Origin of the sequence: Dyella terrae (assembly GCF_022394535.1) — a bacterium.
Classification (GTDB): Bacteria; Pseudomonadota; Gammaproteobacteria; order Xanthomonadales; family Rhodanobacteraceae; genus Dyella.
In genome coordinates this window covers 4650263-4671053 of the sequence record NZ_CP089414.1, presented here as the reverse complement: position 1 = coordinate 4671053, position 20791 = coordinate 4650263, and the positions used below count along the sequence as shown (strand labels likewise).

General features: G+C 63.6%; 21 protein-coding genes and 1 pseudogene. 5 read left to right on the top strand and 17 right to left on the bottom strand.

What is annotated here, in order from left to right:
* The first annotated feature begins 13 nt into the window (after nt 1-13).
* On the top strand, nt 14-256 hold the full coding sequence (locus tag DYST_RS20540; RefSeq protein WP_239947994.1) for a DUF6868 family protein: 243 nt from the start codon (nt 14-16) through the stop codon (nt 254-256).
* Nucleotides 257-307: 51 nt separating this feature from the next.
* Here the strand turns inward: DYST_RS20540 and DYST_RS20535 are convergent, their stop codons facing one another.
* From DYST_RS20535 to DYST_RS20485, 11 genes and pseudogenes are all read right to left on the bottom strand, one after another.
* Nucleotides 308-883, bottom strand: coding sequence for a hypothetical protein (locus DYST_RS20535; RefSeq protein ID WP_239947992.1), 576 nt, complete (start codon nt 881-883; stop codon nt 308-310).
* A gap of 40 nt (nt 884-923) precedes the next feature.
* Entirely contained in the window at nt 924-2078 is a 1155-nt protein-coding gene (locus DYST_RS20530) for an acyltransferase family protein (RefSeq protein WP_275666880.1), read from the bottom strand.
* Between the two features lie 1359 nt (nt 2079-3437).
* Nucleotides 3438-3939: pseudogene (locus DYST_RS20525) on the bottom strand (phosphatidylglycerophosphatase A family protein).
* Nucleotides 3936-4913, bottom strand: a complete 978-nt coding sequence (gene thiL / locus DYST_RS20520) for a thiamine-phosphate kinase (protein WP_239947990.1) — start codon at nt 4911-4913, stop codon at nt 3936-3938. The pseudogene DYST_RS20525 and the gene thiL overlap by 4 nt, the downstream one beginning before the upstream one ends.
* A gap of 29 nt (nt 4914-4942) precedes the next feature.
* Complete coding sequence (locus DYST_RS20515; protein WP_239947989.1) at nt 4943-5482, bottom strand: GNAT family N-acetyltransferase; 540 nt, start codon at nt 5480-5482, stop codon at nt 4943-4945.
* Entirely contained in the window at nt 5482-5925 is a 444-nt protein-coding gene (nusB, locus tag DYST_RS20510; RefSeq protein WP_199043799.1) for a transcription antitermination factor NusB, read from the bottom strand. Before nusB ends, DYST_RS20515 begins: the two co-directional genes overlap by 1 nt.
* Complete coding sequence (gene ribH, locus DYST_RS20505) at nt 5925-6386, bottom strand: 6,7-dimethyl-8-ribityllumazine synthase (RefSeq protein WP_102301186.1); 462 nt, start codon at nt 6384-6386, stop codon at nt 5925-5927. The genes nusB and ribH overlap by 1 nt, the downstream gene beginning before the upstream one ends.
* 42 nt (nt 6387-6428) lie before the next feature.
* The gene (gene ldcA / locus DYST_RS20500; protein ID WP_239947987.1) at nt 6429-7397 is read right to left on the bottom strand and encodes a muramoyltetrapeptide carboxypeptidase; all 969 of its coding nucleotides are present in this window, start codon (nt 7395-7397) and stop codon (nt 6429-6431) included.
* Between the two features lie 120 nt (nt 7398-7517).
* The gene (gene ribBA / locus DYST_RS20495; RefSeq protein ID WP_239947985.1) at nt 7518-8609 is read right to left on the bottom strand and encodes a bifunctional 3,4-dihydroxy-2-butanone-4-phosphate synthase/GTP cyclohydrolase II; all 1092 of its coding nucleotides are present in this window, start codon (nt 8607-8609) and stop codon (nt 7518-7520) included.
* Between the two features lie 125 nt (nt 8610-8734).
* On the bottom strand, nt 8735-9376 hold the full coding sequence (locus tag DYST_RS20490; RefSeq protein WP_239947983.1) for a riboflavin synthase: 642 nt from the start codon (nt 9374-9376) through the stop codon (nt 8735-8737).
* 557 nt (nt 9377-9933) lie between these two features.
* Nucleotides 9934-10845: a LysR family transcriptional regulator gene (locus tag DYST_RS20485; protein WP_239947981.1), complete on the bottom strand. Its 912-nt coding sequence runs from the start codon at nt 10843-10845 to the stop codon at nt 9934-9936.
* Nucleotides 10846-10933: 88 nt separating this feature from the next.
* On the opposite strand from DYST_RS20485, the gene DYST_RS20480 reads away from it, so the two are divergent.
* Nucleotides 10934-11944, top strand: a complete 1011-nt coding sequence (locus DYST_RS20480) for a zinc-dependent alcohol dehydrogenase family protein (protein ID WP_239947979.1) — start codon at nt 10934-10936, stop codon at nt 11942-11944.
* A 50-nt stretch (nt 11945-11994) separates the two neighbouring features.
* Here DYST_RS20480 and DYST_RS20475 read toward each other — a convergent pair whose 3' ends face one another.
* Genes DYST_RS20475 through ribD form a run of 3 tightly spaced genes read right to left on the bottom strand, consistent with a single transcriptional unit; the run spans nt 11995 to nt 15012 of the window.
* Nucleotides 11995-13011: a Gfo/Idh/MocA family protein gene (locus tag DYST_RS20475; RefSeq protein WP_239947977.1), complete on the bottom strand. Its 1017-nt coding sequence runs from the start codon at nt 13009-13011 to the stop codon at nt 11995-11997.
* On the bottom strand, nt 13008-13874 hold the full coding sequence (locus DYST_RS20470) for a phytanoyl-CoA dioxygenase family protein (RefSeq protein WP_239947975.1): 867 nt from the start codon (nt 13872-13874) through the stop codon (nt 13008-13010). The genes DYST_RS20475 and DYST_RS20470 overlap by 4 nt, the downstream gene beginning before the upstream one ends.
* A gap of 37 nt (nt 13875-13911) precedes the next feature.
* Nucleotides 13912-15012, bottom strand: a complete 1101-nt coding sequence (gene ribD / locus DYST_RS20465; protein WP_239947973.1) for a bifunctional diaminohydroxyphosphoribosylaminopyrimidine deaminase/5-amino-6-(5-phosphoribosylamino)uracil reductase RibD — start codon at nt 15010-15012, stop codon at nt 13912-13914.
* A gap of 397 nt (nt 15013-15409) precedes the next feature.
* Between ribD and DYST_RS20460 the strand changes: the two genes are divergently transcribed.
* The gene (locus DYST_RS20460; protein ID WP_239947971.1) at nt 15410-15556 is read left to right on the top strand and encodes a hypothetical protein; all 147 of its coding nucleotides are present in this window, start codon (nt 15410-15412) and stop codon (nt 15554-15556) included.
* A gap of 316 nt (nt 15557-15872) precedes the next feature.
* Here DYST_RS20460 and nrdR read toward each other — a convergent pair whose 3' ends face one another.
* Nucleotides 15873-16391 (bottom strand): transcriptional regulator NrdR, encoded by a 519-nt coding sequence (nrdR, locus tag DYST_RS20455; protein ID WP_102300685.1) that lies wholly within the window; start codon nt 16389-16391, stop codon nt 15873-15875.
* Between the two features lie 83 nt (nt 16392-16474).
* A complete protein-coding gene (gene glyA, locus DYST_RS20450) occupies nt 16475-17728 on the bottom strand; it encodes a serine hydroxymethyltransferase (protein WP_239947969.1) in 1254 nt (417 codons plus the stop codon).
* A gap of 144 nt (nt 17729-17872) precedes the next feature.
* Between glyA and DYST_RS20445 the strand changes: the two genes are divergently transcribed.
* The gene (locus DYST_RS20445; RefSeq protein ID WP_239947968.1) at nt 17873-18973 is read left to right on the top strand and encodes an alpha/beta hydrolase family protein; all 1101 of its coding nucleotides are present in this window, start codon (nt 17873-17875) and stop codon (nt 18971-18973) included.
* 1 nt (nt 18974) lies between these two features.
* Complete coding sequence (locus tag DYST_RS20440) at nt 18975-19568, top strand: TetR/AcrR family transcriptional regulator (protein WP_239947966.1); 594 nt, start codon at nt 18975-18977, stop codon at nt 19566-19568.
* Here DYST_RS20440 and DYST_RS20435 read toward each other — a convergent pair.
* The gene (locus DYST_RS20435; RefSeq protein ID WP_239947964.1) at nt 19565-20431 is read right to left on the bottom strand and encodes a DUF817 domain-containing protein; all 867 of its coding nucleotides are present in this window, start codon (nt 20429-20431) and stop codon (nt 19565-19567) included. The genes DYST_RS20440 and DYST_RS20435 overlap by 4 nt on opposite strands.
* Nucleotides 20432-20791 lie beyond the last annotated feature (360 nt).

Genomic DNA, 20791 nt, shown 5'->3' with positions numbered 1-20791 from the left:
CGGTGACGCGGGCATGACCGTCGAACTATGGCGCAGCGTGCTGGGATGGTCCGCCATCCTCAACCTGTTGCTGGTGACGGTGTGGTTCACGCTGTTTCTGACCCTGCACGACCGCATGTATTCGTGGCACAGACGCTGGTTCCGTTTCAGCGTGGAAACCTTCGATGCAATCCACTACGCCGGCATGGCCGGCTACAAGGTCGCCATCTGGTTGCTTTTCATCTTTCCCTACATCGCGTTGCGCATCTGCACATGATGCAAGCGCGAACGGTCGCCGCGATGGCGACCGTTCCCCGCGAACCGCAGATCAGGGCAATGTATGGACGCTTGATCGCCCGTCGAGCCCTTGGTCGCCATCGGGACGCCATATGGTGCTCTTCAGTGCGTCACCCGTCGCCCAGGCTTTCAATGCGGCAAGCAGCGTTCCATTGTCGCCGTCCTTGCGAACGTAGAAGTCCAGGTGACGGAAATCATCGCAAGCCGTTTCGCAGTGGTAGCTGGAAAAACCCAGCGCCTCGATCTGGCCGTACTCGTTGACGATCACCGCTGCCGCGCTGCCGCCACATTCGCGCGTCGGACAGGCCGTGAACAGATAGCGGTTGCCTGCCAACGTCTGCACCGACGGCGACGAGCCCCCCAACGCCGCCAGCGCCTCTTCACTGATCGAACGGCTGCCGCGGAAATAGCTGACCTTGTTATCTCCCGCGAAATGCCCCAGTGCCGTCGCGAAACCATTGGCATGCGCCAACTGGTTGGCGTTCGCGCAGGTCGACGGATCGATCATGCGACACGGACCTACCGGCGCCGCCGTAGCGGCCAACACGGTACTGGGTACGAGCAACAACAACAGCATGAAACACACAATGCGTGCGAGTTTGTACATGACACCCTCCCCTAGGAGCGACCTTCCTTCTGGATCCGCGTCAGGCCGCCTCCGTGCCGGCTCCGGCAATCACGCCGGTGGCTTGCGCCTTTGCCGGCGCCTGACGCAAAACACGTTCACGCAAAGCAAGGAACGGACGCTCCACCCCGTAGTAAAGCACCGCCCCCACTACCAGTACCGCCAACGCATACCCCGCGAAGGTCAGTACGCCGTGGCCGTCCAGCCATGCCCCCGTCACGGATTCCGTCATATGGAACACCGCTTTGTGTGACAGGTACATGCTGTACGAGACCGCCGCCAGCCACCCCGCCCCCGGCACCCGCAACCGCGCGAGCACGCCAGATGCCTGGGCACCGGCAAACACCAGCAAGCCCATGCCGAAGGAAAGCAACGGATATCCCAGCACCGTGGGAATGAAGCCGGTCCGATCACGGAACAGCCAGATCGAACCGCCGACTACCGCTACCCCTGCGAGCAGAAAGCCGTTGGCGTGGCGCCCCCATCGGGACCAGAGGACGGGCCGGTAGATCCTGGCCGTAGCCAGCATCACACCCATCAAAAGGCCGTCCAGACGGGACCACGTTGGGTAGTAAACGCCCTCGAGGAACATTTTGTTATAGGAATTTTGGTCAACGCTCTCGATCGGCTCCATCCCCCACACCCAAATGCCACCACGCACCAGCATGCCGCCGAGCACCACGACCGAGCAGACCACCGCGAACCGACGCACCGACGGGCGCCGCACCAGCCACCATGCCAGTAGCGGAAACAGCAGGTAAAAATGCTCCTCCACGCACAGCGACCATACGTGGGAGAACGCAAGGTGATACCGCGCTTCGATCAGCAGGTTCACCGTGAACGTAAGGAACTGCCACAGCGGCTGGATCTGATCCACCTCGCGAATGGAAGGCCAGATGAAATAGGCGGCCACTACCACCAGGTAGGCAGGAAGGATGCGAAACGCACGGCGCAGGTAGAAATCCCCGAAGCGGAACACCCCGCCCTCCGCCAATGGCCGGAGCACCTGCGAACCGATCAGGAAGCCACTCAGTACGAAGAACAGGTCCACACCCATCCAACCGTTCCTCTCGATGCCACCGAAATGGCCCCAGCCATCGACGACAAACGAGTGGAAAATCATCACCCACACGATCGCAGTCGCGCGCAGCACATCCAGCCCCGGCAATCGGTTCACGCCTTTCCCCTATCCCTGGTTTTCCCCGCGGCTTCGACGCGCTGGCATCGAATGGAAACCGCAACATCGAAATATAACGCGGTGGCTTAGGTGGGGCGTGGCGGATTTATGGCGAGGATGGGGCAGTTGTTTGGATGGCTGGTTTGTTTGTGGCGCTATCGCGAGGTGGGCGCTTCAATGGTTTGTTTTCGCTGTGGAGCCGGCGAGGCCTGTATTTGCGTGAAGCGCTTGGGGCGCATCAGCCTTACTCACTCTCCCCTACGGCGAGAGGGTTGGGGTGAGGGGTGGGTGCTCGCCTCGCCGCTTCATTCTTTAGCCGTCATTCCTGCGAAGGCAGGAGGCGCTTTTCAACAGCCGAAGGGCTGGTCATCCAGTTGCACCAGTGGTCGGCTATCGCCTCGTGCGCTCCCGCGACCTGGCCGCTTACGCAGCGGGCGTTTCGACCTTCTGCCGAAGGCCGAGTCACTTTTCTTTTGCTGGCCCAAAAGAAAAGTAACCCAAAGAAAATGGCCTCCAAAGCTCCGGTAGCGTCGTGTTGAATACAAGCCTTGGCCCCCGAGGTAATCGGTACCGCGCGATCTCCTTATTGGACGATATGGCTACACCGCAACGCACCGATACACTGAGGAGCTCTGCATGGCGTGGGGATAAGCCCGAACGGCTGAGGAATCGCGGGGTTTGGCAACCTTCGCCGCTACACAGCGGGTACTCCGAAGCGTTTCGCAACGCGCCGATGCGAAGAGGACTTAAAGCGGTCTTCGCTACGCTTCCCGATCGCAGAGGCTAGCAACGTAGCCCGGATGAAGCGCAGCGAGAATCCGGGAAGACTTACGGAACCCTACTTCTAACCGACACCAACATGCGACGTCGTCAACAACACGTTGGGTCGCATCGCCACGCTCCGCGACGCGATGTGCAGCGCAGCGGCACGAGCCGTCGGCTCTAGCTCTTGAGCTACCAGGTCCCCGTATGAGGCGGCGGGCGGGTGGAGAGAAGGCCCCGCAGGTGTGGCTGGCAAGGATGCCAGCCACTTTTCGCCGGGGCAGGAGCCCCGTCGAAAAGCCCGGAACCCGACCGCGTACCTATCGGGCTTCTGCCCGATAGGCGCCTCATCCGGGAGGCCCTTTCTTCGGGTTACTTTTCTTTGGGCAAGCAAAGAAAAGTGACCCGGCCTCCGGCAGGAGGGCGAAACGCCCGCCGCGTAGGCGGCCAGGCAACGCCACGCGACAACCAAACACCGAGGCTCTGGACCCCGGCCTGCGCCGGGGTGACGAAACAAACGGTAAGGCGAGCACCCGCCCCTCACCCCAACCCTCTCCCCAAAAGGGGAGAGGGAGTAGAGCCAAGGCGCCAGCCCACTCAACGCAACGCCACCAACACCACCCCAAGCACCACCCCCGCAAACACCCCCGCCACCACATCATCCACCATCACCCCCAAGCCCCCCCTTGAGGCGCCGATCCAGCCACCCAATCGGCCACGGCTTCCACACATCAAACAAACGGAACAACGCGAAGCCCACAACCACGCTCCACCACGGCGCTACCAGCGCCGGGATCAAGGCGATCCACAAGCCCACGAACTCATCCCACACGATGCTGCGGTGATCATCCACGCCCACCGCGCGCCCCGCCACGCCGCAAGCCCATACGCCTATCGAGAACGCCACCGCGATGGCGAAGACGTACAGCTGCAGCGGCAACGTGCGTAAAAATAACCATGGCAGCACCGCCGCCAGCGAACCGAACGTGCCCTGCGCTACCGGCGCGAGGCCCGAACCGAAACCGCAGGCCAACCAGCCTGCCGGCGTGGCGAGCAACTGACGGCGTTGTTCAGGGGTGAGGATCTTTTTGTCGCTCATGCGAAGTGGTCCCAGCCGCGGTGCGCGGCTTCCAGCCATTGTCCCTGGGCGTCGCGCACGCGTACGCCCTCGCCTTCCACCATGCGTCCTATGCGCGTGGCGCCGCAACCCAAGCGTGCAAGGTCGCTCTGCACGTCGGCGACCAACGCGGCCGGCACGGTGAAACACAATTCGTAATCATCGCCGCCGGCCAACGCAAAGTCCCGCACGGTCAGCTCGTCGAAGCTGGCCATCAGCATGGGCGAACGCGGCAGCAGTTCCGCGTCGATCTCCGCGCCCAGCCCGCTCTCTTCGCAGATATGGCCGAGATCGGCTAGCAAGCCATCGGAGACATCAATGCACGCGCTGGCGCGGCCACGCAGCGTAAGCCCAGCGGCGAGGCGTGGCGTGGGTCGGTGAAGACGTTCGATCAGGTACGCAGCGCGACCGTCGCCTTCGTCCACGCGCGCACCACGTTGCCATAGCTTGAGCCCTGCGGCGGCATCGCCCAGCGTGCCGGTGACCAGCACCACGTCGCCAGCACGTGCGCCCGCGCGCGTCAGCGCCTTGCCCGGCGGCACGAAGCCATGCACGGCCACGCTGATGGTTAACGCACCACGCGTCGTGTCTCCGCCGATCAGTGCAAGGCGATGCGGTTGCGCCAGTTGCGCAAAACCTTCCGCGTAGTCGTCGATGAACTGGCGGAGCTGTTCCGCCGGTTGCGACGGCAAGGTCAACGCCAGCAGCGCCCATGCAGGGCTCGCGCCCATGGCCGCGAGGTCGGAGAGATTCACCGCCAGGGATTTCCAGCCAATGTCGGCAGCCGCCGTGCCCACGGGGAAATGCACGCCTTCCACCATCGTGTCGATGGCGATCGCGACTTCCTGCCCAACGGGCGGAGCGACCATGGCGGCGTCATCGCCAATGCCCAGCTTTACGTCCTCGCGCCCCTGTGCGGTGCGTTCGCGGATGCGGTCGATCAGTCGAAATTCCATGGCGAGCTTCCTCGTCGGAATGGCAGGACTTATCGACTGAAGACGATGGTCGGGCTGCCGTGATAGAGGGTGTCCTGCCAGTGCGTGAAGCCGGCTTTCTCGGCCACGCGGATGGAAGGCAGATTCTCGGGAGAAATGATGCACACGGCACGTCGGCCGCCAAAGTGCTGCTCGCCCCAGGCCACGGCGGCGGCTACCGCTTCGCTCGCGTAGCCTTTACCGTGAACATGCGGCGCCAGCACCCAGCCGAACTCCAGCATGCCGTGCAGCGACGGCTCCATCTCGCGCCTGAAGTCGGCAAAGCCGATGTCGCCGATGTAGCGGCCGGTGGCTTTCTCTTCCACAGCCCAATAGCCGTAGCCGAGCACGCTCCACAAGCCCATGTACTGCAGGAAGCGCCGCCACACTTCTTCGGCGGTCAATGGACGGCCGCCGATGAAACGCGTCACCTCGGGATCGGACCAGATGGCGACGCGTTCGGCATGGTCTTCAGCACGGTGCGCACGCAGGCGCAAACGTCCGGTATCGAGCACCGGAACCACGGACGTAACCTCCGTGGCGCCGTTCATCAACCGCGCTTCTCGGTGGAACGGAGTGCGGTGGCCAGCTTGTCCAGCACGCCGTTGACATAGCTGTGGCCATGATCAGCGCCGAAGCGCTTGGTCACTTCGATGGCTTCGTTGATGATCACGCGGTACGGCACGTCCGGGCGATACTTCAGCTCGTACGTAGCCAGGCGCAGGGCCGCGCGCTCGATCGGGTCGATCTGGCCGACTTCGCGATCCACGTAGGGCTTCAAGGCGTCGTCGATGGCCTCGACATGCTGCTCTACGCCGCGCAGCAGATCCTCGAAGTACTCGAGGTCAGCCACTTCCATATCCTGCTCGTGGCGGAACTGCTCGATCACGGCAGCCATGCGGCTACCGCCGATCTGCCATGCATAGATGGCCTGCAGCGCGCGGCGACGCGCACGCGAGCGTGCGGCCAGGTCGATGCCTTCGGGACGCGTCATCACAGCTTTCCGTAAAGGTTGACCATCTCGAGCGCGGCCAGTGCAGCATCCGCGCCCTTGTTGCCGGCCTTGGTGCCGGAGCGCTCGATGGCCTGTTCGATGTTGTCGGTGGTGAGCACACCAAACGCCACCGGCACGCCGGAGGCATAAGCCGCCTGGGCCAGGCCCTTGGCGCACTCGCCGGCCACGTAGTCGAAATGCGGAGTGGAACCACGGATGACGGCGCCCAGCGCGATCACCGCAGCGTACTTGCCGGAGTTGGCCACTTTATGGGCGGCCAGCGCGATTTCCCACGCGCCGGGCACGCGGATTAGTTCGATCGAGTCGTCCTTCACGCCATGGCGCACCAGCGTGTCACGCGCGCCAGCCACCAGAGGCTCGACGACGAAGCCGTTGAAACGGCCGGCGACAATGGCAAAACGGCCCTTGGGCGTGGCGAAATCGCCTTCGATGATCTTCATTGAACGTGTTTCCTGGGGTATGGCCCGGCGGGGCCGTCTATTTTACGGGATTTGGGGCAACGTGCCCGGATCGGGCCGGGAGATCGCCCCGGCAAGCACCGGATGCCCCCGGAATGTCAGGCTGGCGCGCCCTGCCGACACCTCTAGGCGGGCCGGCGCACCAAACGGAAGGGTGAATTTGTCCACCTCATGGCCGAACGGCAGGCCATGGATAATCGGGATACGGGCCACCCGGGCGATCTGCTCGAAGGCGGCCCCGGTGTCGTAGCCGTTGTCATAGGTATGCGGGCGGCAGTGGGTGAAATGGCCCAACACCAGCGCCTTCTGGCGATCCAGCACGCCCGACAGGTGCAACTGGTACAGCAGGCGTTCGATACGGAAGGGGGGGGGTTCGCCCACGTCCTCCACGAACAGAATGCCGTCGTCGATGGCCGGGAAGTACGGGGTACCCAGCAGGCTGCACAGCATGGCGAGGTTGCCGCCCCACAGCGGGCCTTCGACGTCCAGCTCCTCCTGAGTCGGCGTGTTCCAACTCGCTGCGGACTCTGGCTCGCCCACGGCGCGCCAGAAGTGTTCCCACATGAGCCCGTTGAGTTCGGGCGCGCCGAAATCGGGCCCCAGCATCGGGCCACCGAAGGTGATGAGTCCGCACTTCACGTAGAGGGCCATCTGGATGGCCGTGAAATCGCTGTGGCCGACCAGCAGCGTGTTCGTGCCCGCAAGGCGCTCGCGCATGGCGTCGTAGTGAATGTGCTCCAGCAGGCGCGTGGCGCCATAACCGCCCCGCACCGACAGCGCGATATCCGGCAGCGTGTGCGCCGTGGCTAGCGCATTGATGTCTGCCACGCGCGCGTCATCGTTGCCCGCGAAGCGATGCTCCACGCGATCCAGCACGTCCACACCCTCCACGACGCAACCGGCCGAACGCAGGCGCGCGATGCCGCGTGTCATGGCTTCCCGGTCATGCGGGTAGCCCGACGGAGCGATGAGGCGGAGGGTCGGTGAGGTCATGGTGGGGGCTCTTGGCTCAAAGTCCGGAGTATGCCGACCGGGACATGGCGCGGAAGTGGCGTGCCGCGGCAAAGCTTCTGCAGGAGCGCGGAACCTGCGCTCCTGCAGGACTCACGACGTTTACACGTACCCGGTCACTTCCAGGCCGAAGCCGCCCAGGCCCACCATCTTGCGCGGCGTGCCCAGCACGCTCAGTTGGCGAATGCCGAGGTCCGCGAGGATCTGTGCACCCAAACCCAACTGACGCCACTCCTGCTGCTGCGCCTCTTCCGGCGCCTGCACCGCCGGCTCGCGATTGAGTCGGCGCAGCAGTGCGTCGGCCGTATCTTCGCCCGACAGCACCAACAGCGCGCCGCGACCTTCGTCCGCAATGCGGCGTAGCGCGGAAGTCACGGTGAGGCCGAGATCGTCGCGCTGCAAATGCAGTACATCGGACAAGGTGTTGCGCACGTGCACGCGCGTCAGCACCGGCTCGCCGTCGTCCACCGTGCCGCGCACCAGCGCAAAGTGCAGGCCGTGGCGGATTGCATCGCGATAGGCCACCAGGCGGAACGGGCCGAACTCCGTATCCACCTCGCCCTCATACACGCGCTGCACCGTCTTTTCGGTTTCCAGGCGATAGCGGATCAGGTCGGCGATGGTGCCAATCTTCAGGCCATGCTTCTTCGCGAAAATTTCCAGTTCGGGGCGACGCGCCATCGAACCGTCTTCGTGCAGGATCTCGATCAGCACCGCCGACGGCTCAAGGCCTGCCAACGCAGCAAGGTCGCAACCTGCCTCGGTATGGCCGGCGCGCGTTAGCACACCGCCCGGCTGCGCCGTGAGCGGGAAAATATGACCCGGCTGCGAGAGGTCCTGCGGCTTCGCATCCGACTTCACTGCCACCTGGATGGTGCGTGCGCGGTCATGCGCCGAAATACCCGTGGTCACGCCTTCGGCCGCTTCGATGGAGACGGTGAAGTTGGTCTGGTAGGGCGAGGTGTTGTCCACCACCATGGGCTTGAGGCCCAGCTGGCGCGTGCGCTGTTCGGTAAGCGTGAGGCACACGAGGCCGCGCGCCTCGCGCACCATGAAATTGATGTCCTCCGGGCGCACCATCTGCGCGGCCATGATCAGGTCGCCTTCGTTCTCGCGATCTTCGTCGTCGAGAATCACAACCATGCGGCCGGCGCGGATGTCTTCGAGGATTTCGGGGATGGTGTTGAAGCTCATGGATGTGTCCAAAAGAGATTTACGGTAGCGCCGCCTGTATACGTCATCCCCGCGAAGGCGGGGATCCAGCGCCTTGAATGCGTACGAAAGTCACTGGGTCCCCGCCTTCGCGGGGACGACGAGCATCAAGCAAACCCGTGCTGCTTGAGGAACGCCGCATCGAGCTTTGGCGCTTCGCCGCCCGCGATCAGCCGCTCGATATAGCGCGCCACCACGTCCACCTCGATGTTCACCGCGTCACCCGCCTTTCTTGCGTGGAACGCTGTGTGTTCCACCGTATGGGGAATAAGGTTCACACCAAAGCGATGCCCATTCACCTCGTTCACGGTGAGGCTGGTGCCGTCGATGCAGATGGAACCCTTGGCTGCGATGTAGCGCGACAGCGCGGCAGGCACTTCGAACACCCAGCGCAGCGAGCGGCCGTCCGGCGTGATCGACACCACCTTGCCCACGCCGTCCACGTGGCCGGAGACCAGATGCCCGCCGAGGCGATCAGCAAGGCGCAGCGCCTTTTCCAGATTCACCGGATCGCCAGCCTTGTGCTTGCCCAACGTGGTGAGCGACAGCGTTTCGTTAGAGACGTCCGCGCTGAATCCGCGCGCCTCCAGCGTTACCGCCGTCAGGCACACGCCGGACACGGCGATACTGTCGCCCAGTTGCACGTCGGAAAGATCGAGATCGGCCGTATCCACGTACAGGCGTACGTCACCGCCACGCGGTTCCAGCCGCGCGATGCGGCCCACGGTCTGAATGATGCCGGTGAACATCAGCGCACCTCCGGAAGGGAGGCGGCAAAAAAGTAGCAACGATGCTTGGACATGAAACGTTTCCCGCGTCGAAAAACATGCGAAAAACGCCCCAAGGCGTCAGGCAGGCGCACGCCAGCGAAGGCGAGCACCGTACCGTCTTCTCTCATCCGGACTATCTGGAAGCCATCACTGGCTGCCAACCGTCGGCTCCGGCATTGGACCGGATCTGCTGACCTTCCGATGACCTGGAAGCGCTCGCGGGCTCATCCCGGAGCTTGGTCAGCGTTTTCGCGTGACCCGGATTGGGTCTGTGCCTTCGTCAGGAGACGGTGCGCGGCGCAGCGCCTGACTGGCTGTCAGGCCAAGCCGTGCGCCGTTTTCTGGCGGAGGCACAGGCCCAATCCGGATTATGCGAAGACGTTGAGCAAGCTCTTGGACCTACCGCCGGTGGGGAGTTTCGCCCCGCCCTGAAGACGTCGTTTTGTGGTTTTGCCGGCGAACCGGCCCGGGGATTCTAGCACCAACCCCGGCGAGGGCCGCCTCGCCCGTTGTCCACGGTGGTGAACACCGCGTCCTTAAGGCTGCTTCATGGCCTGCACCAGATAGTCGATCAGCAGGCGCACCGCGGGCACACGGTCTGCCCCCGGCAACCACACCAGATGGATCGGAGACTCGCCCAACTGCCACGGCGACAGCACCTCGACCAGGCGCTTCTGCGTCACCAGTGGATCACCCATGTAATCGCCCATGATGCCAACGCCGACCCCGGCCAGCAGCGCATCGCGCACGGCCTGGACGTCATTGCACCGCATGACGGGATCAATGCGCACAGAGCGGCGCCGACGTTGTTGATGGAGTTGCCACAGCGAACCAGTGCGCAATCCGCTGAACTCGAGGCAGCGGTGATGCTTGAGGTCGGCGGGGTCATTGAGCGGTGGTGCCGTCTTCAGGTAAGCCGGCGAGGCGCACAGATAGCGGCGCATCGTTCCTACCTGCCGGGCCACCACGTTGGCGTCCGCCAGCCGACCCACGCGCACCGCCGCGTCGACCCTCCCTGCCACGAGATCGACGTAGGTGTCGTCATAGGTGGCGTCGATGCGTATCTGCGGATGCCGCGCCATGAAACGCGCTACCAGCGGCGCAACACGCTCGCGCCCGTAGGTGCGAGGCAAATGCAGGCACAGACGCCCCTGCGGTTCGCCATCCTGCGGACGCAGATCCACGGCCAGGTCGGTCATCACCTGTTCCAGTCGTTCGCAATGCGCCAGCAACTGCTCACCGCGTGCGGTCAGCGTGACGCGACGCGTAGTGCGCATGAACAACCGCGTGCCCACGGCATCTTCCAGCGAGGCAATGCGCCGACTCAGCACGGATGGTGTGCAACCGGCCTCACGCGCGGCCTGCGAGAAATTCAGCAGCCGGGCAGAGATCGCAAAGGCGCGCAGCTCGCGCACCCGGGTCGGCGTCAGTTCGAATGATTTATTCATTGAGCGAACAAATGATGTGCAATATGCAGAGATTATCATCAGAAGCGTAGAGCCCGAGGATGGCGCCATTCCCCCACGGAGTCTCGCCATGCGCGCCTATCGCCTCCCCGCTTTCGGATTGGACCAACTGCAACGTGTCGACCTGCCGGAACCCCAACCTGCTCCCAACGAAGTACTGGTCAAGCTGGAAGCGGCCTCGCTCAATTACCGCGATCTGCTGATGGCCCAAGGCGGCCTTTATCGCGACGTGAAGCTGCCGATCATCCCGGTGTCGGACGGCGCGGGCACCGTGCTCGCCGTCGGCGCGGGCGTGACCCGCTTCAAGCCCGGCGATCGGGTGACCACCGTCTACAAATCGCGCTGGATTGCCGGCGCCATCCGCCCGGAATGGGTCGGTGCCGAGCCTGGCGGGCCGGATGATGGCGTCATGCGCGACCTAGCCTGTTTCGACGCCTATGCACTGGCACACGCACCCGCACACCTGAATGCCCTACAGGCCGCGACGCTGCCCATCGCCGCACTCACCGCGTGGCATGCGCTGGAACTGGCGCATGTCACCAGCGGCCAATCGGTGCTTGTGCTGGGCACGGGCGGCGTGTCGCTGTTCGCCCTGCAGTTCGCGAAGATGCGCGGCGCGCGCGCCATCGTACTGTCCTCCAGCGACGAGAAGCTGGAACGAGCCAAGGCGCTGGGCGCCGACGTCGGTATCAACTATGTCAGGCATCCGCAGTGGAGCCCGCAGGTACTCGAAGCTACCGGCGGACGCGGCGCGGATGCGGTGATCGAAACGGTGGGTGCCTCCACGCTACGGCAATCGATGGATGCGGTGGCGATGCACGGCTTTATCGGGCTGGTGGGCTTCATGGGTGGCAACGAGGCATCGCTCACCCTCACCCAGGCCTTGCTCAAGCGCATTCACCTGCAGGGTATTTCCGTGGCGCCGTTGGAGTCGCACGAACGCATGAATGCCGCCGTCGAACTTGCCCACCTCGAACCGGTGATCGATCGCGTCTACGGCTTCGACCAGTTGCGTGATGCTTTCGACCTCATGGCCACCGGCAAGCACTTCGGCAAGATCGTCATCGATTTCTCGAAGTAACGATTGCCGCCAGCTTCCGCGCGCTTCCCTACAGGAAGCGCGCGGCACTGTTACCCGCCGATGGCTTGCCCGCTTTCCTGGCGATACTGGCGCAGCACCTGATCCATCACCCAACTGGTGCGCGCGCCGCTTTCAGCCGTGGAAGGGCACGCGCCCTTCTTCCCGGTCAACTCGGCCACGATGGTTTCGATCAACGGCTGCTGGATGTGCGACGGATTGGCCACGCGGTACTCGTGCGAGCCATCCGCGGTTTCCACGTGGATCGGTCCGTCACCAAAAGTGGCGAAGGCGATGCGCCCCTTGTCCCCGATCACTTCAATCTGGTCGTGATGCTTGAAGCTGTCGAAGTTCCAGATGCCCGTGCCCAGCATGCCGTTGCCAAACGCAAACGACATCGCGACGCCGTCTTCCACACTGTATGCACCGAGCTGATTGCTGGCCTGCCCATCCACCGCAACGATAGGTCCGAACAGCCAGTCAATGATGTCGAGTGTATGGCAGCCGATGTCCATGAATACGCCTCCACCGGAAATCTCCGGCACCACATGCCACGGCAGATTCGCCGGATCGTGGTAACGCCGATGGTGCGGTTCGTACAACACCGTATTGACGATGCGTGGCTTGCCGATGGCCTGCTGGCCGAAGATCAGCTCGCGCACCTTCTGAAAGCGCGGCAGACTGCGACGATAGTAAGCGACGAAAACCGGCACGTTTGCCTGCTTGCCTGCGTGGATGATCGCTTCGCACTCCGCATGGTCCATTGCCATCGGCTTTTCCACGTAGACCGGCTTGCCTGCCGCGATGCTCATCAGCGCGTAGCGCTTGTGCGTTGACGGCGGCGTGGCGATATAAACCGCGTTGACGTCCGGATCGGCGATGAGTTTCGCGGCATCATCGTACCAGCGCGGCACGCCGTGGCGTTCGGCGTAGTCACGCGCCTTCTCGCCATCGCGTCGCATCACTGCGATCAACGCGGAGTTGGGCGTCTTGCTGAAACCCGGACCACTCTTCACCTCGGTGACATTGCCGCAACCGATGATGCCCCAGCGTATCGCTGCCGTCGTCATGTGGTCTTGAACTCCTGCTTCAGGAACTGCTGGTGATAGGCGTGGAACACATTCACTTCAGGGTGGCGTGCGCGTTCGACCAGATGTGCTCGCAGAGCCTCGCGCACGCAAGGCTGTAGCGACGAGAGGTAGTCGAGACTGTACTCGGTATGGTCGAGCACACCGAAATGCAGCGTGGGTGCGTGCTGCGTCGAGTGGAAGCCCAAATGGATCGTGATACGGCGATCCTTCAGGACTCCACCCCAGCCGCGATGCACGGCGTAGTTGTTATAGAACACCGCTTCGCCGGGCTGCAGCAGGATCTGCTGACCGGCGGATAACTCCGGCGCATCGACAGGCGCCATCTTTTCGGTGTTGCCGAAGATCGCCCGCTCCTGCGCATTGAGCTGCCGACGATGGCTGCCCGGCACGATCCACAGGCAGCCATCCGTGGTGAGCGGCATGTTCATCTGCACGTAGTTGTAGTGGTAGTCATCGCTGAACCAGCTCAGGTCGACCTGATCGTCCGGCACCTGCAGCACATCGCGATGCCAGCCCTGCCGATAGTCGACACCCGCATCGGCATAGAACAGCGATGCGCCGTCCACGATGATGCCCTCGCCCAACAAGTCACGACATACGGCGAGGACACCCTCGTCGCAAACGATGTCCTGGATGCCGTGAATCGCCTTGCCCGGCTGCAGAAACTGCAGATTGCTCATACGCTGTGACTGGCCACTTTCGCGCCGCGCCTCATCCACGGCAGCGACATAACGGGCGACAGTCGCGCCGTCGAGGAGCTTGCGTACCAGGTAACCCTGTTCGCGAAAGAACGAGCGCTCAGCGTCACTCAGGACGTGAAGCGGCGGATGGGACGGAGTCATGGTTTGCATCCAGGCTGCCAGACGTTGGGAAATGCCTTCAGGCGATGGGGCGAAGCTGCAATCGCAGGTCGTCGCCCAGCACCCGACGGTCGATGGTGCGCAACTTCCAGCGCGAGGCCATGTCCGTCAGCGATGGCAGGCCGAGCAAGGGTTGCGCGTTGTCGCCAAGCAGGACCGGGGCGATGTAGAGCAGCAATTCATCCACCAACCCTGCCGCGAACAGGGAACCGCACAGATTAGGACCTGCCTCCACGTGCACTTCGCTGATATGCCGCCGCGCGAGTTCATCCATCACTGCGTGCAGATCCATGGCACCGCCCTTCTCCGCCACCACGGCCAACTCCACCGCCTGAAAGCGCGGGTCCACCGGTGCGTATTGTTCGTTGTGCAGCACCAGCGTTGGCATCGTGCCATCAAGCACATGGCTGTCCGACGGCGTACGCAGGCGATTGTCGAGCACCACGCGCCACGGCGGCGTAAATGCCTCGCCCTCGGGCAAGCGCACAGTAAGGCGCGGATTGTCCGCCAGCACCGTACCCGACGCCGTAAAGATCGCCGAGGCACGCGCGCGCCAGCGCTGCACGTCCGCACGTGCCGCTTCGCCAGTGATCCACTTCGACTCGCCATTGGCGAGCGCGGTGCGTCCATCCAGACTCATCGCCAGCTTTACGCGTACCCAGGGGCGCCCACGCTCGATACGGCTGAAAAAGCCGATATTGAGTTCACGCGCTGCATCGCGCATCAGCCCAGTTTCCACCGCGATACCCGCATCGCGCAGCTTGCCGATGCCTCGACCTGCGACCTGCGGAAACGGATCCTCCGCAGCAATCACTACACGCGCCACACCCGCCGCAATGAGTGCATCCGCGCACGGCGGCGTGCGGCCGTGATGCGCGCAAGGTTCCAACGTCACATAGGCCGTCGCCCCACGTGCCTGCTCACCCGCTTCGCGCAGTGCATAGACCTCGGCATGCGGCTCACCCGCCCGCTGGTGATACCCCGTGCCAACGACCTGCTCGCCGTGGGCGATTACGCAGCCAACGCGAGGATTGGGATGCGTGGTGTAGAGGCCACGCTCGGCCAGGCGCAGGGCATGGGCCATGTGGGCGTGGTCGGTGGCAGTGAATGTTGGGGACATTGCTGGGCGCTTTGGGGCGATGGGTGGTGGCAGTTTAGGGGATGAGGGTCGCAGTGGATGTTGGCGTTTCGCGTTCGCAGCACTTGGGGATGGGTATGGGGCATGCCTTCTGTGTTTCGCGCTTTGCCGGTGTGGTCCCCGAAGTGAGTGTCCGAGAATTGGGCAGCCCTACAGCACTACTCCCTCTCCCCTCCGGGGAGAGGGTTGGGGTGGAGAACTCGCTACGAAAGGGCATCGTCCGTCCTCTTTGACTTTGCGCCCTAGAGCAGAAGCAACGCGACCTGCCGCGATGCGATGTGCAGCTCCGCTGCACGAGCCGTCCGTCTCCCGCTTTTGACCTTCGGGCCCCCTGTGCGGCGGTGAGGGGTGGACGAGAAGGCCCGAAGGGGGGATCGGCATGGATGCCGATTCCTTTTCGCCAGGGCAGGAAGCCCTGTCGAAAAGCCCGGCCGCCCCTCACGAACTGGCCGGCTTCACCGGCCAGCGCCAAGTGGGGGTGCCCTTCTCTTCGGTTGCTTTCTCTTGGGCAAGCAAGAGAAAGTGACCCGGACTGCGGTAGCAGTTCGGAAGCCCGCCGCAGGCGAGCCAGGTCGCCGCAACGCGACAACCAAGCGATACAGAAACTAGACCCCGGCCCTTGCCCCCTTTTCGTGGGGGGCGCCGAGATGACGGCTCAGTTGGAGCAATGCGGCGAGCACCCACCCCTCACCCCAACCCTCTCCCCGCAGGGGAGAGGGAGAAGAAAGAGCCAAGCGCCGCGATCATCCCCCCCCCCTGCCACCCACCAACAAAAAAGCCGCCCCTACCGGAACGGCTTCGCAAAACTGCCCCCCAAAAGGGCGAGAGAAAAAAACGCGAACTCAGGACTTCTTGCGCCGCGCCACACTCTCCCCCAACAACGACAACTGCAGCGCCTCCAACTCAGGCAAATCGCGCTCCAGCTTCTCAATCTCCTCGCGAAACGCCTGCACATCCTCAAACTTCCGATACACAGAAGCGAAGCGCACATACGCCACCTGATCGAGCTTCTTCAGCTCGCGCATCACCAACTCACCGAGCTGCCGCGATGGCACCTCGCGCTCACCGCAACGGCGCAGGTCATTGATGATCTCGCGCACAGCGGAGTCCACGGAATGCGTCGGTACGGGCCGCTTCTGCAACGCACGCTCAAAGCTCACACGCAGCTTGTGCTCATCGAACGACTCGCGCCGCTCACCACTCTTTACGATGGTCGGCAGCTTGAGTTCAGCGGTTTCGAAGGTATTGAAGCGCTCATTGCATTTCGGACACTCACGACGACGGCGCACGGTGGCGCCGTCCTCGGTCAGGCGTGAGTCGATCACGCGGGTGTCTTCGTGCTGGCAGAAAGGGCAATGCATGGCCTAGCGACGCGGCATGAGAAGTGAGAGTACGGAAAAAACGCCTTTATTCACTTCTCAACCCCTTCGCTTGTTTCCCGGCCTCAGCCGTACACCGGGAACGTATGGCACTGCGCCGTGACCTTCTCGCGCACCTTGGCGATGACAGCGTCATCGTTCGGCGCATCCAGCACGTCGCAGATCCAACCGGTCAGTTCGACCACATCCGCTTCCTTGTAGCCGCGGGTGGTGACGGCTGGCGTACCCACGCGCAGACCCGAGGTAACGAAGGGCTTGCGGGGGTCGTTCGGCACGGCGTTCTTGTTGACGGTGATGTGCGCCTTGCCCAGCGCCTCTTCCGCTTCCTTGCCGGTCACGTCGCGACCGATCAGGTCGACCAGCATCAAATGGTTTTCGGTGCCACCGGAGACGATCTTGTAGCCGCGCTCGATGAAGGTCTTGGCCATGGCCTTGGCGTTCTTGACCACCTGTGCCTGGTAGGTCTTGAACTCCGGCTCCAGCGCTTCCTTGAAGGCCACTGCCTTGGCGGCGATGACGTGCATCAGCGGTCCACCCTGGATACCGGGGAACACGATGGACTGCAGCTTCTTCTCGATCTCTTCGCCGGCGTCCTTTGCCACGATGAAACCACCTCGCGGGCCGCGCAGGGTCTTGTGCGTGGTGGAGGTGACAACGTGCGCGTGCGGCACCGGGTTCGGGTACACGCCTGCGGCGATCAGGCCGGCGACGTGCGCCATATCCACGAACAGGTAAGCGCCGATCTTGTCAGCGATAGCGCGGAAACGCGCCCAGTCCATCACCTGCGAGTAGGCGCTGAAGCCGGCGACGATCATCTTCGGCTTGTGCTCGACGGCGAGACGCTCGACTTCGTCGTAGTCCACCAGGCCCTGCTCGTTCACGCCGTACTGCACGGCGTTGAACAGCTTGCCGGACACATTGACCTTGGCGCCGTGGGTGAGGTGGCCGCCGTGGGCCAGACTCATGCCGAGGATGGTGTCGCCCGGGTTGAGCAGCGCCAGGTACACGGCCTGGTTAGCCTGCGAACCCGAATGCGGCTGCACGTTGGCATAGGTAGCGCCGAACAGCTGCTTGAGGCGATCGATGGCAAGCTTCTCGGCCACGTCCACAAACTCGCAGCCGCCGTAATAGCGCTTGCCCGGATAACCTTCGGCGTACTTGTTGGTGAGCACGCTGCCCTGGGCTTCCATCACGCGGGGGCTGGCGTAGTTCTCCGAAGCGATCAGCTCGACGTGATCCTCCTGACGGCGGGCTTCGTCGGCCATAGCCTGTGCCAGTTCATTGTCGTAACCGGCGATCGTCTCGTGCTTCGGGAACATCCTGACCTCGTTGGGGTGGTTGCAGGGTTAGAACGCGAAATTGTAGCCGTCATGTGCTATTGCGGCCACCTCGGGCGTACTTGCGGCGCCATTTCGTACAATGTACCGTACGTTGCACGCAACCTAAGCCACCGGACTTTCGCCATGCCCACCATGCCGCCGCGCGCCAAGGCGCGCCCGTTGTCCTTGTTCGCGCTCTATCGGTTTGCCCTGATCCTCACCCTGTTTCTGCCACTGGCCGCCCTGGCCTCCAGTGTCACGGGTGTGGGCATCGCCCCTATCCAGATCAATGACCCGGTCAGTGGTAAACCCACCGATGGGTACGTGTTCTACCCGTCAGCACAGCCCATGCATGGCCCCACGGCCATGGGTCCGTACAACGTCGCCGCCATCCCGGATGCGCCTGCCATTCCGGGTGCCAAACCGCTGGTAGTGATTTCGCATGGCAACGGCGGTTCGCGCCTGGGTCACCATGATCTGGCGACCTTCCTGGCCAGCCACGGCTTTATCGTGGCCACGCTCAACCATCCAAAGGATGACTTCGAAGACACCAGCGGCGTCGGCCATATCGAAGTGCTGGCTGGCCGACCGGTACAAGTGAAGTCGACCATCTCGACCCTGCTGGCCGATCCACGCTGGAAACCCCTGATCGATCCGGCGCGCATCGGTGTGGCGGGTTTCTCCGCCGGCGGTTACACCAGCCTGATGGTTGTCGGTGCCAAACCTGACTTCACCCGCTTCGTGGACTTCTGCGACCGCTACCCGAAAGACGACAACGTCTGCGGCAAACTGGCCGAGTTCCAGACCGAGGCGACGAAGTCCGGCCTGACCCTGCGCCAGCTGATGCAGCAGAGGCAAAGCCAGTTGAATCGCTACGGCGATACCGCCGATCCGCGCGTGAAGGCCGCCTTTGCGATGGCGCCGCTTAGCCTGATCTTCGATACGCACAGCTTCGACACGGTCAGCGCGCCGATCTACCTGTACTACGGCCAGAATGATCACGTGCTGCGACCAGAAGCCAACGCGCGCCATATCCAGCCGTTGATCCACACGCTGGCCGGTGTGAAGGAAGTGCCGAAGGCCGATCACTGGGTGTTTCTTACCCCGTGCGCACCGGTGCTGACCAAGGAGATCAACGAGCTGTGCATCGACCCGCCGGGCGTGGACCGCGTCAAGGTGCACAAGCAGATCAACGACGATGCGCTGACCTTCTTCCGCAAGACGCTGGACGTGAAGGACCACTGACGTGCCCCGCGCACTGAGCGAACAGGAAACCGAATCCTTCCGTGAACGTCTGTGCGAGGCGGCAGCAAGGCTGTACGTGGAAGAAGGCCCCGGCGCCGTCACCATGCGGCGCCTAGCCGGTGAGTTGGGCGTGGGCACCATGACGCCCTACCGCTACTTCGACAACAAGGAAGACATCATTACGGCCGTGCGAGCGCGCGGCCTGAACCGCTTTTCCGAAGCGCTGGAACGCGCGCTCGATTCGCCCGGCGATGGCCGCACGCGCAGCCGCGCCGTGCGCGATGCCTATATCGCTTTCGCCCGCGAGAACACGGCCACGTACCGGCTGATGTTCGAGTACCCGGAAACCCAGCGGGACGATCCCGCGTATCGCCAAGCCCACGAACGCATGTGGCGCACCATTTCGGCCCACGTGGAAGTGATGATCGCCGAAGGCACCGTCGCAGCCGATCCGGCCATCCTTGGTCACCAGATCTGGGCCGCGCTGCACGGCGCGGTGATGCTGGAGATCGCCGGCATGCTGCCGGACGGCTTCGATGCCGCGTCGCTGCATACGCGCACAGTCAGCGCCTTGTTCGACACAGCCAAGCCCTAAGGACGGCGCCGCCGACGCGCCACGGCGGACACCAGCACGTAACTGATCACCATCAGCAGCAACCACGCGCCCAGTTTGCCGAGTGGCACCCACTCCCAGCCGTGACGTTGCGTCGGGTAGCGCCATGCCGCCGCGAACGTGCCGAGGTTCTCCGCTATCCAGATAAACGAGGCCACCAGCACGAATCCCAACAGCAGCGGCATGCGCCGATACGCGTGCCGAATGCGAAACAGGATCCACGTTCGCCCGAACAACACCACCAGCGCAGCGAACAAGAGCCAACGTAGATCGGCCAGAAAGTGATGCGTGAAGAAGTTCACGTAGATCGCCACCGCGAGCCATACCGTGGCAATGAACGGCGGATGCCGGACAAAGCGGAACGCGAACAACCGCCAGGCCCGCGCGATGTAGCTGCCTATCGCGCCATACATAAAACCGGTAAACAGCGGCACGCCACCGATGCGTAATAGCGAAGCCTCGGGGTAGACCCACGAGCCCATCGCTGTCTTGAACACTTCCATCGCCGTGCCGACCGCGTGGAAACACAGGATGACCTTGGCCTCATCGCGCGTTTCCAGGCCTGACGCCACCAGTACCACCTGCAAGGCCAACGCCGCCAACACCAGAAAGTCGTAACGGGCCAGCCATGCGCCCGTGGGGTACCAAGCCCAGGTGGCCAGCAGCAGCGCCAGCAGGCACCCACCAAACAGGCAGGCGCGCGCCTGTTTCACGCCAAAGCAGACCAATTCGTGCGCGGCTACCGCCCAGCGGCCGTGGCCTGCGGCCCATACCGCCGCCGCTTCATCCAGCGTGGCTGCCACCTGCAGCCAGCCCTGCGGCGCCAGCGCGGTGCTCCTTGCCATGAGGGCTTTCTCCCGGGAAAACACCAGCCTGCCGGTAGCGGCTGCGGTTCCCCGGGCACGGGGTGGCGAAAGGCGGGCAGATCGGCCGCCGTACCGGGGCACACGTCACCGGAGCGACCCTAAGAGCCTGTTCACGATCTCCGCGTGGCCCGCGCCGGGAGCTGTTTGCGCGCAGGACAAGGAAGAACGAAGGAGTGTACGTCCGTACACGACCGAGTGATGACGCCGGCCTGTGGGCAAACAGACCCGGCCCGCACGCGGGGAGGCGCCATGGATGGCGCCGCTCTGAGGAGCGAGGAAGGGTTGCTCTTGAGTGGCCCCCAGGCGGGAGCGCGCGGCTTGACCTGCCACCAGGCAGGC